The organism is Cellvibrio sp. 25HG11W-0, assembly GCF_057815475.1.
On record NZ_CM174230.1, the window covers coordinates 1578886 to 1592461 of the forward strand.

Sequence of the window (13576 nt, forward strand, 5' to 3'; positions counted from 1 at the left end):
TAATGGTTTAGTAGTGGTTTAGGTGTGTGTTTAATTGTTGGTAATCAGTGAGTATTCGATGGGTATGGCGATGCTTAGGCTATCGCGCCGCATAAATTCAGGAATGGCCGGTAACGGATTGGCCTTGGCGATCATCTCCAGTGCGGCCTCATCGAGTTCCTTATGGCCTGAGCTTTTTTTCACGCTCGCGCTCTGCACCTGACCCTCTTTGTTAATAGAAAACTGCAGGGTTACGACGCCTTGGGTTTTCATTTTTTTCAATTCGATAGGGTATTTTTTGTAGCGATTGAGATGCGCCATAAGACGGCTGAAATAATTTTTAGCATCGCCTTTTTTGCCACCCGCCGAGCGGTTGTCGCCTTTGCCGCTGCCTTTGACCATGGCTTTGGTGGTGGATAAGGTTGGCGCTGTTGGTGTGGCTGTGTCTGCAGGTGCTGGGTCTTCTGCTTGTGCGACAACTGTATTGCTTTCAGTGTCTGGTATTGCAATTTCTGGTGCTGCAATGGCCAATGCATCGGGCGTTGCAACATCCGCAACTTTCACCTCGGGTGCTGGGGTTTTCACTACAGGTGGTTGCAGCTTTGGCTCAGGTTTGGCGACCGCTTTTGGTGTTGCTATGGGCTCAGGTTTTTTAAGAGGCTCTTCGGTTATTACAGGCGTTTCGGGTTCTAGTAAATCAGCATAGGAACCTTCTAGGCCGAGGCCGACTTCTACGCCGCCTTCGCCCATGTCTGCTGCACCTTCAAACATGAGCGGTGCAGATTTTTGCAGCGCAAACGCCACACCTAAAGCGGCATGTACTAATAGCGCCAACACCAAGGCGATTACCCAGTGGGTGCGGGGCATGGGCGCGGTTATTTTTTTGGTGCGCTTGAACGAGCTGTGCTGCGTTGAGTTGCCACCGTCTTTGTTGGCGATTGTTGGCTGCTTTTCTGCGGTTATGGTGCTCATTAATTCGCACCCTGTTCGTTGGCAATCGGCGTTGCGGTTATTGGATTTGCTGCTGTGGTGCTGCGCGCTTGGCTGTAGAGTGTGATGCTGCTAATTTCTAGGCTGCGCAATTTGTTGAGTACCACATCCAGCTCGCTTGCCTTAATTGACTTATCAGCTTTGAGCCACACTTTTCCATGGTGAAACAGGCTCGCGTTTAGGTCATCGAGCGCAATGCTTTTTTGATTCAAACTGAGGCTGCGGTCGGCCGCCATTATTAAAATCACCGGTTGCTGGGTGATAGGTTTCTCGCTCGCGGATAACGGCGGTGCTATGGCTTGGCTGCTGTTGCTGATTTGCCCCGCGATCATGAAAAAAATGAGCAGCAAAAACACAATATTGATCAGCGGGATCATATTGTCATCGCTTTGGCTGCGGCGTTTTTGGGGTAGCAGTGAGCTGTTCATAGCGCGCTACCTTGGGTTTGTGTTGCGCTCGGCGCGGACGCAGGTAATGCATTACCTAGGGTGACGGCGGTCAGCCCTAGTTGCTGTAATTGTTCTATGGCGGCGATCATGGTTTGTAAGTCTGTGTCTGCGGCGGGCAGCACTAGGGTTGCTTGAGTCGGCTTAAAGTGGCTTAGGTGCTGAGCTTGCAGCTCGCTAAAATGCGCTAGCGATAACTCACTGTCGTGCAGTTTTAGTGCGCCATCAGCTTGCAGCAGAATCAGCTGTGGCACATCAGCGGCGGTGCTATTACTGGCGACGGGCGATTGCAAATCCACTGCCTTCCAGCGGGTAAAGCTGGAGGTCAGCATAAAAAACATCAGCAGAATAAACACCACATCGATCAATGCAGTAAGGCTTAAGGCGCGCCGACGTGGTTGGTATAAAAGCGTGCTCATTTAAGCGATCTCGGGCTGTGCTTTGGCGGCCATGTCTTGGGTTGTATCTTTAACTTTGGTTTTATGGCCACCTGAGGCCTTGAGCCGCGCCTCTATCGTAAACAGATGTTCTAGGTCGTCTTGCAGTGCTTGTGCCTGCAGTTCAACGCGGCGTTCAAACCAGTTATGAGCGAGGGACGCGGGTATAGCGACGGCTAAGCCCACAGCGGTCGTTAACAGCGCCATCCAAATTCCGCCTGATAAGACCGCTGGGTTAACCTGTTCGCCAGCGGCTTCCATCGCCTGAAATGCACCGATCATGCCGAGTACTGTGCCGAATAGGCCGAGTAAAGGCGCGAGGTTGGTGATTACTTCCAAGGCGCGTAAATGGCTGCTCAGGTGCGCGACGATTAAACGCGCTAAGCGCATGGCTTCGGCCTTGGTGTCCTCAACGCTGAGTTTGGCGCTCTCGAAGAGATGAATAGTTTCTTTGATGAGCAGCGCGCGCGGGTTTTGTTGGTCGCCTAATAGCAGCAGTGCCTGAGCGCGCGAACCCTGCGCTAAGTGCTCTAATGCGCGGGGAATGGTAGTAGCAGATTTAAGTTGCCATAACTGCCAGGCTTTAAGTAGGGCTATGGTAAGGGCCGCGAGTGAAAATCCTGCCAAGATCCATACCACTGGCCCACCGAGAATTAATAAATCCAAAAGACGTGTAAACATGTTGACCTCGAACCAAGAGTGGATAGGGGGATGGTAGCTGTTGCTTCAATGTCGCGCATTGTAATGCTAATGCGAATCACTATCAATAGTGTTTGTATTAATTATTGGGGAAGGCAGCTTCGGATGGATTTGGTGAGTGGCTGTTGAAGAAGGCAGGGTAATAGCGGTGAGGCTATAAAGGTGGTGTTAGAAAGGTGGCGTTATAAAGGCAAATCGGACCTAGGTTGCGTGTGTGCGTGGCGATGCTTTTTTGTAAAGTCAGGTTATTCAACGCGGCGCGGCGCCATTTTTGCGTTAGGCTAAAACCACGGCCTTCTTATTGGGCGTTCCCACAAAATTATAACAATCGGTTATTCAGGGTATTGCTTAGGTTTTTTATACCTAGCGAGGGCTCTGAATGGCTTTTAAGGAGTGTGCTATGCCTACCTATTCAGGTTCAAGTAAATGTCTTTTTCTACTGGCGCTGCCCTTGGTGCTTGCCGCCTGCGCAGGTGATAATACGTCTCCGAGTAAAAATACATCGGTTTCAAGTGTTGCCAGTATAAGCAGCTCAGCGGTTACTCTGAGCACGCCCGCCATGAGTAGCAATGCGGCTAGTAGCCAAGCGCTGGTTACGGCCAAGATAAAATTGAATCAATTGGGCTTTTTGCCCAGTGCTAAAAAACTCGCGGTGGTGCCCGATGTGGCGGCAACCGAGTTTCGCCTGCTTAAGGCGGGTACTGACATAGTGGTGATGACAGGTACTTTGTCTGCAGCAAAAACCTGGGCACCCTCGGAAGAGAGCGTCAAGTTAGCTGATTTTTCTAGCGTGCAAGACGCTGGCGACTACCAGCTCGCAGTTGACGGTGTCGCAAAGTCCCATAGTTTTGCGATTAAGGCAGATGCCTATAAGGCACTAAATGCCGCTGCAATTAAGGCGTTTTATTACAACCGCGCGAGCATGGAGCTTACGCCTGAATATGCCGGTGTTTATGCGCGCCCCCTTGGGCACCCTGATACCCAAGTGTTAATTCACGCTTCAGCCGCCAGCGCTGAGCGCCCCACGGGTACAAAGGTTTCCAGCCCTAAGGGTTGGTATGACGCGGGTGATTACAATAAGTACATCGTGAACTCCGGCATTGCGACTTACAGCTTGCTCGCGGCTTATGAGCACTTTCCCGCGTACTTTAACGACCAAAATCTCGCCATTCCCGAGAGCGGTAATACCCTGCCTGATTTGCTGGATGAAACCCTGTGGAATCTCGAGTGGATGCTGACCATGCAGGACCCCAATGACGGCGGCGTCTATCACAAACTCACCAATCTTAATTTCGATGGCTCAGTGATGCCCGACAAAGCCACCAGCCCGCGTTATATGGTGCAAAAAACCACGGCCGCCGCGCTCGATTTTGCCGCGGTAATGGCAACAGCCAGTCGTGTACTTAAACCATTTGATACAGCGCTGTCAGCACAAATGCTCACGGCCGCTGAAAGTGCTTGGGTGTGGGCGCAAGCCAATCCTGCCATTTTTTATCAACAGCCTGCTGACGTGCGCACCGGTGAATATGGTGATAGAAACCTAAGTGATGAATGGGCATGGGCTGCTGCCGAGCTTTATATCACCACCGCGAAAGATACCTATTACCAGTCCATGGACGCCGCAAATACGCCAGCGACTGTACCGTCTTGGGGGGATGTGAAAGGGTTGGCGTGGGTATCTTTGGCGCAACATCGCAGCCAGTTAACGGCTGCTGCAGATCAAGCGCTAATTTCCAGTCGCATTCTCGGTTTGGCCGATAGCTTGCTGGCTGTGCGCGCTGCATCTGCCTATGGTGTAAGCATGCAAACGCAAAATTTTGTATGGGGAAGTAATTCGGTCGTGCTCAATCAGGCCTTAATGTTGATACAAGCTAATCGTTTAAGTGGAGAAGCGAATTATTTAAACGCCGCGCAAGACCTCTTGGATTATGTGCTGGGGCGCAACGCGACGGACTTCTCCTTCGTGACGGGCTTCGGTGCTAAGTCGACACTGCATCCCCATCATCGCCCCTCGGAAGCGGATGGCGTAGCCGCGCCCATTCCTGGTTTTATCGCTGGTGGCCCGCAACCGGGTCAGCAAGATAAAGCAGGTTGTTCGGTTTCATATCCATCGAATATTCCCGCCAAGTCATACCTAGATGATCAGTGCAGCTACGCCAGTAATGAAATTGCCATTAACTGGAATGCACCTTTGGTCTATGTGTCGGCTGCCGTGCAAGTGTTAACGGAAAAATAGCGCGGTTAAAGTAGTGTTTTGATATTTGTCATCGCCAAACCCAGCAACTTTGTTGCTGGGTTTTTTTGTTGCTGGTTTTTTTATTGGTGGGCGCAGTATGGGGGTGTACTTAGTTGGTTAGGGGGGCGCTTAAAATATAAAATTTAAGGGGCACAGATGATCCAGAATATCTCGCTGTATAGTGTGGGGAGGTGGATCTAGAAACTCCCTCTTACCGATTTAATTGTTTTCCCCATTTGCTTGAAATAAAAACAAAACCAAGCAGGCCAGCCATAATTGCGATATCCGCAACATTAAATACACCGGTTTTTAAAGGTCCTATTTGCAATAGCATGAAATCCACCACGCGGCCTTCATTTAGAGCCCTGTCATATAGGTTGCCAAACCCGCCAGCAAGTATAAGTAACCCTACAGTAAAGCTATATTTTCCCATTGGTGTTACTAGGACATAAAATAAACCACCTGTCAGAACCAAACCAATGATAAAAGTAAAAATAAGAAACCGTAATTCATCCGGTAAGTTTGCTCCAAGGCTTAGCATTGCGCCTGTATTTTCATAATAGGTAAGGCTAAAAATACCATTAAGCAGTGATAGTGGTTCTTGGCCTTTGAGAAGAATTACGGCTTGTTCTTTGGTGTAACGATCACACCCAAGCAGAGGGCAAAAAATAAATAACATTAACAATATTTTAACCTTCATCTACAACTCCATAATCCTGATAAACCACTAACGAGACTGCGGAAAAATTAAGCTTTTAAAAAACAAAATTCTTCTTAGCGAGCTGTTTTAAATCGTGTGCCATTTGAACAGCTTTAGACGCTATCGACAAGGCACAACCTTACATCGCTTAATTAGCCTTTTTTGTCGCCTAAAGATGGCAATCAAGTATTTAAACGGTGCTGCACACGTTATTTGCCGCTGTTCTGGTTGCTGTCTTTATTACTCTACTGAATGCGACCTTCGATGGTTGGTAGGGGGCGAAGACTTCTCCGTTTTTGCCTTGCGTCTAGGTCAAAAGGTGATTGTCGCCATTATTCCTATATATCTTACATAAATGTGATTTTTGCATATAAATAATTTTCCATTCGTGATATTAATTATTCCTTAGAAGCCAGTGTGCGCCTTAAGGCTGTTTTTGGTCGATGCCGTTGTACAGGGCGATTTTTGAGTTGTACGCATAGGTCAACCTAGATTGATCCCTTTTAGGGGGTTCCCCTGCAGTAGGTTGCTTTACCTAATCGGCTTTCTAAGTGTTACCTCAAATAATAAATAACGATTGGAGACATAAGAATGAAGCTATCACGGTTTAAACACTATGGTTTGGCGGTGCTGATGGGCGCTAGCCTATTTGCGGCGCAAGCCGCTACGGCACAAACTGCAAGTTGTAAGTACATTGTTAGCAATAGCTGGGGTGCTGGTGGTACGGCCAGTATCGAAATTACTAATACGAGCACCAGCGCGATTAATGGTTGGAATGTCAGTTGGGCTTATGTGAATAACCGCATTAGCAGCAGCTGGAATGCGACACTCAGTGGTTCTAATCCTTACAGTGCGTCTAATCTCAGTTGGAATGGCAGTATTCAACCTGGGCAGAAAGTGTCTTTTGGCATGCAGGTTGAGACCAATGGCGCCATTGAGACGCCAGTGGTGACGGGGGCTATTTGTGGTGGGGTTGGTGCATCTTCCGCGCCTGCTTCATCAACTGCCCCTTCATCGACTGCACTTTCATCGAAAGCACCGTCATCAACACCCAAGTCGTCAATCGCGCCTTCATCAACTCCTAAGTCATCAGTAGCTCCGTCCTCTGTTGCTCAATCATCATCTCCTGCTGTCTGTACGACGGGTGCTAAGCAGTGCAATTGGTACGGCACGCTTTATCCTGCTTGTACGAGTACACAAAGTGGCTGGGGCTGGGAGAACAACAAAAGCTGTATCGCGGTCTCTACCTGTATGACTCAGCCTGCACCCTATGGTTTAGTGGGCGGCGCTGCTTGTACAGCATCAAGTACAAAAAGCTCTACCGCACCCAGTTCAATAGCCCCAAGCTCTGCGGCTCCTAGCTCAGTACCTAAGAGTTCGGTTGCGCCTAGCTCTATTGCTAAGTCATCATCGAGCGCACCTAGTACCGGTGGTGTGGATAGCGTTGCACTGACGAAGTTGATGGGTAAGGGTTGGAATATAGGCAATTCTTTGGATGCTATAGGTGGCGAAACTAACTGGGGTAACCCCAAGGTATCGCAAAACCTTATTAACGCCGTTAAGGCCGCGGGTTTTAACTCGATTCGCCTGCCGGTAGCTTGGAGCCGCTTCTCTGATGCGTCTAATTTTGTGATCGATACCGCGTGGATGAACCGTGTTGACGAGGTGGTGAACTACGCCCTGAATGCGGATATGTACATAGTGATGAACATTCACTGGGATGGCGGTTGGATGCAGCCTACGGCGGCACAGCAAACCTATGTGAATAATCGTCTACGCATTATGTGGACGCAAATTGCTACACGCTTCCGCGATTATGATGATCGTGTTTTGTTTGCAGGTACCAATGAGGTGATGGTGGATGGTGACTATGGCACGCCAACGGCTGAATACTACAACGCGCAAAATAGTTTCAACCAAACTTTTGTGACGACCGTGCGTGCGACCGGCGGTAAAAATGCAACGCGTCATTTGGTAGTGCAAGGGTTTAATACCAATATCGATCACACCGTTAACTTTGCCAAGCTGCCTACCGACAGCGCCAGTAAGCGTTTAATGATGGAAGTTCACTATTACGATCCCTACAACTTCACCTTAAATACCAGCAGCAATATTACCCAATGGGGCAAAAATGCGACTAACCCAAGTGCAACTGAAACCTGGGCGAATGAATCCTATACCGATGCGCAATTCCAAAAAATGAAGAGCAAGTACGTGGATCAGGGCGTAGGCGTTATTTTGGGTGAGTACGGTGTAGTCTCGCGCGCTAATGTGTCAGATAACGAAATCTACCGCGTTTACTGGAATCAATACATTACCGGTTCTGCCGTGCAACACGGCATGGTGCCCATGTATTGGGATAACGGTTACGGCGGTGATGGCGGCATGGCGCTGTTTGATCGCGCTACGGGCAATCAACTTTATCCAAACTTGATACAAGCCATAGTGAATGCAAAGTAATCGCTGAATAGCTGTTTGTTCGAAATGAAAAAGGCGACACCTCGGTGTCGCCTTTTTTGTGCTCAATCACTTAGAGTGATTGCTTAGATGTCGCTCTCTTGCGCAGCACTTTTGATTGTGTGGAAGCTAGGTTTAGTCTGCCGCGACTACGCAGTTACGGCCTTGTTGTTTGGCGCGGTAGAGCGCTTTATCGGCTCGTTCGAACCACTCTTCATAGGTTTCATTCTCATGCAGTTGGGCGCAGCCAAAGGATGCTGTGAGATTTCCTGCAGGGGTTTTTAGGTTGGCGGCAATGTGTTCGCGTAACTGCTCTGCAATGGCAAGGCTATTGTTTAATCCTGTATTGCGAACCAGCAGCACAAACTCTTCCCCGCCGTAGCGGAAAACTCGGTCGGTTTTGCGCGAGCGCATAATTAATATGTCGGCCAGATCTGTAAGTGCCTTATCGCCGGTGGCGTGCCCATAGGTGTCATTAACATGTTTAAATAAATCCAAATCTAACAATATTAGGCAAGCGGGCGCTTGGCTGCGGGTAAAATCGGCAATGGCGAGTGCTAAGTCCAAGTCCATGGCGCGGCGGTTACCCAGCTGAGTTAGCACATCTTGAGTGGCATAGCCTTCCAGCAAATTTTGCTGGCGTTGGGTGAGTCGTGCGAATGAATAGGCCATAGTCGCGCACATGAGCAGCGATGAAATAACCGAAAATAGCTGAATGTTGCTTTCAAGACGAGCAGCCATGGGGAGAATGGCGGTTATGGCAACTAGGTTTACGACGAGGGCAGGGCTGGGGTTTAGGAGTAGAAAATTAGCAATTAAAATTGGAAATATCCAAAAGATAAAAAAGGGCTCGTTTAAATAGATAACGATAATGGCACCGAGGCTGTAAAAAATAGCGGTAACATTGGCTATTTTGGGCGTAACCTGGCCTTTTTGATAGGTATAAAAGGCGCTGTACACGGCCGCCAAGATGATGAACACGTCCAATGCGGCATTGAGTAGTTCGCCTCTGAAAACCCTTGCTATAGCGATGGGGGTTATGCCGAGCGTACTCAGTGATGCAAATAGATACACCATCCTACATTGGAATATGTTTTTGGAATTGGCAAACATCTCGACGGCGGCTTCCTCTGCGTCTGCTTTTGTGTTTCAAAAGCGAAGTGTTGAACCAAGCATAGTTGAAAAGTGTGGCTATGCGAATGCTTTATTATCTACAAAAAATCTATTAAACCTTGGTTTTAATGAATAATGAGTACAAAGACCTTTCGTGTTTTAAGTGTTTGAGTGGCTGTGCTCATCGCAAAAAATGCAAGTGTATACGTTGCTAAGGTTACCGATGTGAATGGTGTCTGTGTAATTCAGGCCTTGTTATAGGGTTAAGTGGTCACGAATGAATTATTGTTTTTTTGAAAGTCACTGTCATTTTGACTTTGCTCAATTTGATGCGGATAGGCATGAACTGTGGCGCGCGTGTCAGGCGCTGGGTGTGCAGCACTTACTTATTCCCGGTGTCGCGCCACAATATTGGGCGCGGCAACGACAAATATGTGCCAGCTATAAAGGTATCTATTATGCCTTGGGCATTCACCCTTGGTGGATTGCTGAGCTAACACAGGATGATGACATTGGGCTTGAGCAAGCGTTAGCGATACACGCCAGAGCCTTGCGCGAACTACTTGAAGAGGATCGCTCAGTAGCGGCTATTGAGCCTGTAGTTGGTCAGACGCCAATGCGCCGTTGTCTTGCTATAGGTGAAACGGGGCTGGATAAGATGATTGCTACACCTATGGACACACAGCGGCGGCTTTTGCATTGGCATATCGATTTAGCGAACGAATTTAAGCTGCCCTTAATTGTTCACAGTGTAAAAGCCCATGCTGATGTCATTCAGCTGTGTAAAGACAATCCCCCTCGCTTTGGGGGTGTTATTCACGGCTTTAGTGGCAGTTATGAGTTGGCCCTGCAATTTGTTGCATTGGGATTTCATTTGGGCGTGGGTGGGACAATTAGTTATGTGCGCGCGCAAAAAACCCGCGCAGCGCTGCGAAAAATTCCGCTGGAATATTTGTTGTTGGAAACCGATGCGCCGGACATGCCATTGAGTGGGCGCCAAGGTGAGCGCAACAGCCCGCTTTATATTCCTGAGGTGGCACAGCAGCTAGCGCTATTGCGCGCCGAGCCGCTTGCCCACATAGCCGCGCAAACACGCGAAAATAGCCTAAAGCTTTTTGGATTAGGGTCATGAGTGCAAGTCTTTTTTTACGTGAAATCAACGCAGATGATCTTTCTGATGTATCACCTGCACATTTGAACAGCGCTAATAATTGGCAGGCGCAATATCGCTATTTAACCAGCTGGGGTGGATTAATTCAGCCTAAGCCAACACTGCGGCATTCAGGCTTATTGCTCAAAGGTTGTGAAACAGCCGCTTGGCTGGGGCATATGCAGCGCGGTGAGCAGCATTATTTTTTCTTTGATAGCGATAGCCGCATTATTAAAGGCTTAGCGGCGCTGGTATTGAGCCAAGTGGAGGGAAAAACGGCTGCGGCTATCGCCAGTTTGGATTTACATGATCTTTTGCGCAGTGGTGGCTTGGCGAAGCATTTAACACCTTCGCGCAATAACGGTATTGCCGCCTTGATAGTGCGGGTGCAGGACTGTGCGAAAGTATAAATGTGTTGAGAATGAAACAATCTGAAGAAGGCAAAACATGAGGCAAGCTGCTGTTGTGTTTACAGCACTTTTTCTAAGTAGCGACTAATGGCTTTTTCGGCAGCCACAAAGCCAAAAGTGCCGGTTACCATAACGCTGGAACCGAATCCTCCTGCACAGTCAAGTTTGACGCCTTCCGCAAGTGCTTGTTTATCCATACACACACTGCCATCGGGTTTGGGGTAGACCATCTGCTCGGTAGAATAAACCGCATCGACGCGAAACTTTCGGTTCTTGTCGCGCGCAAAATTATGGTGGCGGTAAAGTTGAGTGCGAATTTTGGCGAGCATGGGGTCGCTAATGCTGCGCCCAAGGTCATCGCTGGTTACTTGGCGCGGGTCGCGCTTACCGCCGGAAGAGCCGAGGGTTACTAAACGTACTTTAATCGCTAAACAATAGGCGACTAGTGCCGCTTTGATGTGCGCGGCGTCCATCGCATCTATAACCACATTGTGCTGTTTGCCAATCAGGTTTTTGAGATTGTCTTGATCTAGAAAATCTTCCACAGAATGCACAATCAGTTCTGGATTTATATCGAGTAAGCGCGCGCTGATCACTGCGTTTTTTGACTGACCAAGGGTGGACTTGAGCGCGTGACTCTGGCGGTTGGTATTGGTTACACAGACTTCATCTAACTCTATAAGTGTTAGCTCGCCAATACCCGAGCGCGCTAAGGCTTCTGCGACCCAAGTGCCTACGCCACCAAGGCCAATCACCACGAAATGCGCGCGCTGTAACGCAGGTAATGCTGCTTCACCATATAAACGGCCCAAGCCACTAAAACGTTGTAAATAGGCGGGTGTTAAATCATTGGTTGTAGTGGCGGTCATGAAGTATCTCAATAAAGCATGTGTCGTAAGCAGCAAAATTATGTGAATCATCAATATGATGGTGAATGTGCGAATGCGTTTCAACCTAGTTAACCGCATTGTGCAGCATCAAATTATACATCATGACGTAGTGCTGAGGCTTTCGGTTGTCATTTGGTGCCGCGTATTGGAATAGCTTCTACTTTTAGCGATGAATGGTTGCGCGGAATTACAGCGCGAGTTGTGCGCGATTGCGGCCCGCGCGTTTCGCCACGTAGAGTGCAGCATCCGCGCGCGCAATTAAGTCATCAATGGTTTTGTCTTGATCCTGACGTTCCGCGACGCCAAAACTGGCGCTGACATTCAGAACTTGCTCGTTCCAAACAAATCTAGCTTGGTGTAATTCTTTTTTAATGCGCTCGGCGAGCTGCAGTGCATCGCTGGCATGGGTATGGGGTAAAAGTAGTATAAATTCTTCACCGCCCCAGCGCGCTACCACATCGTCTTGGCGTGCACTGCGCAATAAAAAAGTACTCAATAACGTGAGTAAATAGTCACCGGCGGCGTGGCCGTGCGTATCGTTAAAGTGTTTAAAGTGGTCTATATCCAGTGAAACAATGCTCAGGGGCAAGTGGTGGCGCTGGCTACTGCTCCAGAGTTGTGTGGCACTGAGATAAAATGCTCGCCGATTATTAAGTTGAGTCAGTGGGTCAGTATTGGCTAACTGTTCGGCAATGATTTGCGCTTTTTGTGTTTGGCGAATACGTGCGGCTAGCGCCAAGGCGAGCAGTGTGGCTTCGAGCAGCATGCTGAATTCAATCGCGCGAAATGTCCATTCGCTAAAAGCAATAAAGCCCCATGTTGAAAACGTGGTGAAGACAGCACCTATGATGCCGACTATTGCGCTGTATAAATAATAGCGGCTTACCAGATTGGTTTTAGAGTAAACCGCAAGGCCAATAATAAACATCAAAAGGGTGTAGCCGCTGGCGGCACAAAAAGCGACTAAGAGCGCTGCAGCTTGCGACTGCGCAAGTAAGCTCAATGTTAATGCAACAAGAGCGAGTGCAATAGTTGCGCAGGTGACGCGATAAAGTTTGGGCCTGTGTAGACGAATGTCGAGAAAGTTTAAGGCGAAACTTAGTCCGGAAATAATAAAAGCAATCATGGCGATGGGCTGAATCCAACGCTGTACTGTAACGCCTTCGGGCCAAATCCACGCAAAACCATGGCCGGTGTAAGCGAAATTCATAAAGGTAAATGCGCTTAAATAAATTGCGTAACGCAAATAGTTTTTATCGTGCAAACCAAAATAAAGCAGTGCGTTAAAGGCAATCAGTGCGAGTAGGTAGCCATAGCTAAAGCCGTAGCTGTAGTAGTGTTTCATCGCGGCAGCTTGGTATTCGCTGGTCGAGGTTAAATAAATAGGCAGTACCATGGGATCGGCGGTGGCAATGCGTAGGAGTAGCCTGCTATCCCCCGGCGGAAACTGTAGCGAAAAGCTAAAACCTGTTTGTCCTTTGGGGCGTGCGCCAAATACTTGAGCATCGCCAGCGGTAAAGCTAGCCAACAACTGCTGCTGTGCATCTAAATGAATCACGTCAATCTGATCCAGCCAAGAGGTATTAATGAGCAATTGACGGTCAAGCGTTGAACTGGAATTGTGAACCTGTAACTCCAGCCAGTGTGGTGCGGCACCTATGCCAAAATTTAGTACATTTCGCCGGGAGGTTTGAATCAATTGAGTTGGGGCAGTAGCAAAAAGCTGCAATGCTGCAAGCCAATTAGGTTGGGCGTTGTCTGGCGCTGAGCTAACAAGCTTCGCCAGTGTGATTGCCTCTTGCTCATTAAAGAAACGGGTAAATAAGCCGAGCGGGCGTTCGCTTTGTGCATTGTTGATATTGTAGATGGGAGGGGTGGTTGAATTCTTTTTATCCTGCGCACTTGCCGCTGCCGAGAGTAATTGCAGGACAATTAAGCATAGCGATAGAAGAATGCTCCTTAATTGTGAGCAGTGTTTGGCGCGAACATGGGGTATTGGCAAGAAGTAGGGCTCTTTTAATAACAGTTGCAAAGCAGTATAGCACTGGCTTTTGAGGCTGCTTCGCGCC

12 protein-coding genes are annotated in these 13576 nt (G+C 48.6%); 4 read left to right on the forward strand and 8 right to left on the reverse strand.

Annotated features, from left to right (window positions below):
• Nucleotides 1-30 precede the first annotated feature (30 nt).
• The 4 genes from AC0KUT_RS06560 to AC0KUT_RS06575 are packed head-to-tail and all read right to left on the reverse strand — an operon-like array spanning nucleotide 31 to nucleotide 2533.
• Nucleotides 31-951, reverse strand: a complete 921-nt coding sequence (locus AC0KUT_RS06560; RefSeq protein WP_488834501.1) for an energy transducer TonB — start codon at nucleotides 949-951, stop codon at nucleotides 31-33.
• Nucleotides 951-1397, reverse strand: coding sequence for an ExbD/TolR family protein (locus tag AC0KUT_RS06565; RefSeq protein WP_488834503.1), 447 nt, complete (start codon nucleotides 1395-1397; stop codon nucleotides 951-953). The genes AC0KUT_RS06560 and AC0KUT_RS06565 overlap by 1 nt, the downstream gene beginning before the upstream one ends.
• Nucleotides 1394-1834, reverse strand: a complete 441-nt coding sequence (locus AC0KUT_RS06570) for an ExbD/TolR family protein (protein WP_488834505.1) — start codon at nucleotides 1832-1834, stop codon at nucleotides 1394-1396. The genes AC0KUT_RS06565 and AC0KUT_RS06570 overlap by 4 nt, the downstream gene beginning before the upstream one ends.
• Nucleotides 1835-2533, reverse strand: a complete 699-nt coding sequence (locus AC0KUT_RS06575; RefSeq protein ID WP_488834507.1) for a MotA/TolQ/ExbB proton channel family protein — start codon at nucleotides 2531-2533, stop codon at nucleotides 1835-1837.
• A 418-nt stretch (nucleotides 2534-2951) separates the two neighbouring features.
• Here AC0KUT_RS06575 and AC0KUT_RS06580 point away from each other — a divergent pair, with 418 nt between their 5' ends.
• Nucleotides 2952-4787 carry a glycoside hydrolase family 9 protein gene (locus tag AC0KUT_RS06580; RefSeq protein ID WP_488834508.1) on the forward strand — a complete coding sequence of 612 codons (1836 nt, stop codon included), beginning with the start codon at nucleotides 2952-2954 and terminating at the stop codon, nucleotides 4785-4787.
• Nucleotides 4788-4998: 211 nt separating this feature from the next.
• Here the strand turns inward: AC0KUT_RS06580 and AC0KUT_RS06585 are convergent, their stop codons facing one another.
• On the reverse strand, nucleotides 4999-5487 hold the full coding sequence (locus tag AC0KUT_RS06585) for a signal peptidase II (RefSeq protein ID WP_488834510.1): 489 nt from the start codon (nucleotides 5485-5487) through the stop codon (nucleotides 4999-5001).
• 591 nt (nucleotides 5488-6078) lie between these two features.
• Here AC0KUT_RS06585 and AC0KUT_RS06590 point away from each other — a divergent pair.
• A complete protein-coding gene (locus AC0KUT_RS06590) occupies nucleotides 6079-7947 on the forward strand; it encodes a cellulase family glycosylhydrolase (protein WP_488834512.1) in 1869 nt (622 codons plus the stop codon).
• Nucleotides 7948-8079: 132 nt separating this feature from the next.
• Here the strand turns inward: AC0KUT_RS06590 and AC0KUT_RS06595 are convergent, their stop codons facing one another.
• Entirely contained in the window at nucleotides 8080-9021 is a 942-nt protein-coding gene (locus AC0KUT_RS06595) for a GGDEF domain-containing protein (RefSeq protein ID WP_488834514.1), read from the reverse strand.
• Between the two features lie 313 nt (nucleotides 9022-9334).
• Between AC0KUT_RS06595 and AC0KUT_RS06600 the strand changes: the two genes are divergently transcribed.
• Nucleotides 9335-10189: a TatD family hydrolase gene (locus AC0KUT_RS06600; protein ID WP_488834516.1), complete on the forward strand. Its 855-nt coding sequence runs from the start codon at nucleotides 9335-9337 to the stop codon at nucleotides 10187-10189.
• The gene (locus AC0KUT_RS06605) at nucleotides 10186-10617 is read left to right on the forward strand and encodes a SufE family protein (RefSeq protein WP_488834518.1); all 432 of its coding nucleotides are present in this window, start codon (nucleotides 10186-10188) and stop codon (nucleotides 10615-10617) included. The genes AC0KUT_RS06600 and AC0KUT_RS06605 overlap by 4 nt, the downstream gene beginning before the upstream one ends.
• Before the next feature lie 59 nt (nucleotides 10618-10676).
• On the opposite strand, the gene tcdA is transcribed toward AC0KUT_RS06605, so the two are convergent.
• On the reverse strand, nucleotides 10677-11486 hold the full coding sequence (gene tcdA / locus AC0KUT_RS06610; RefSeq protein WP_488834519.1) for a tRNA cyclic N6-threonylcarbamoyladenosine(37) synthase TcdA: 810 nt from the start codon (nucleotides 11484-11486) through the stop codon (nucleotides 10677-10679).
• 208 nt (nucleotides 11487-11694) lie between these two features.
• Nucleotides 11695-13509: a sensor domain-containing diguanylate cyclase gene (locus tag AC0KUT_RS06615; protein ID WP_488834521.1), complete on the reverse strand. Its 1815-nt coding sequence runs from the start codon at nucleotides 13507-13509 to the stop codon at nucleotides 11695-11697.
• Nucleotides 13510-13576: the final 67 nt, after the last annotated feature.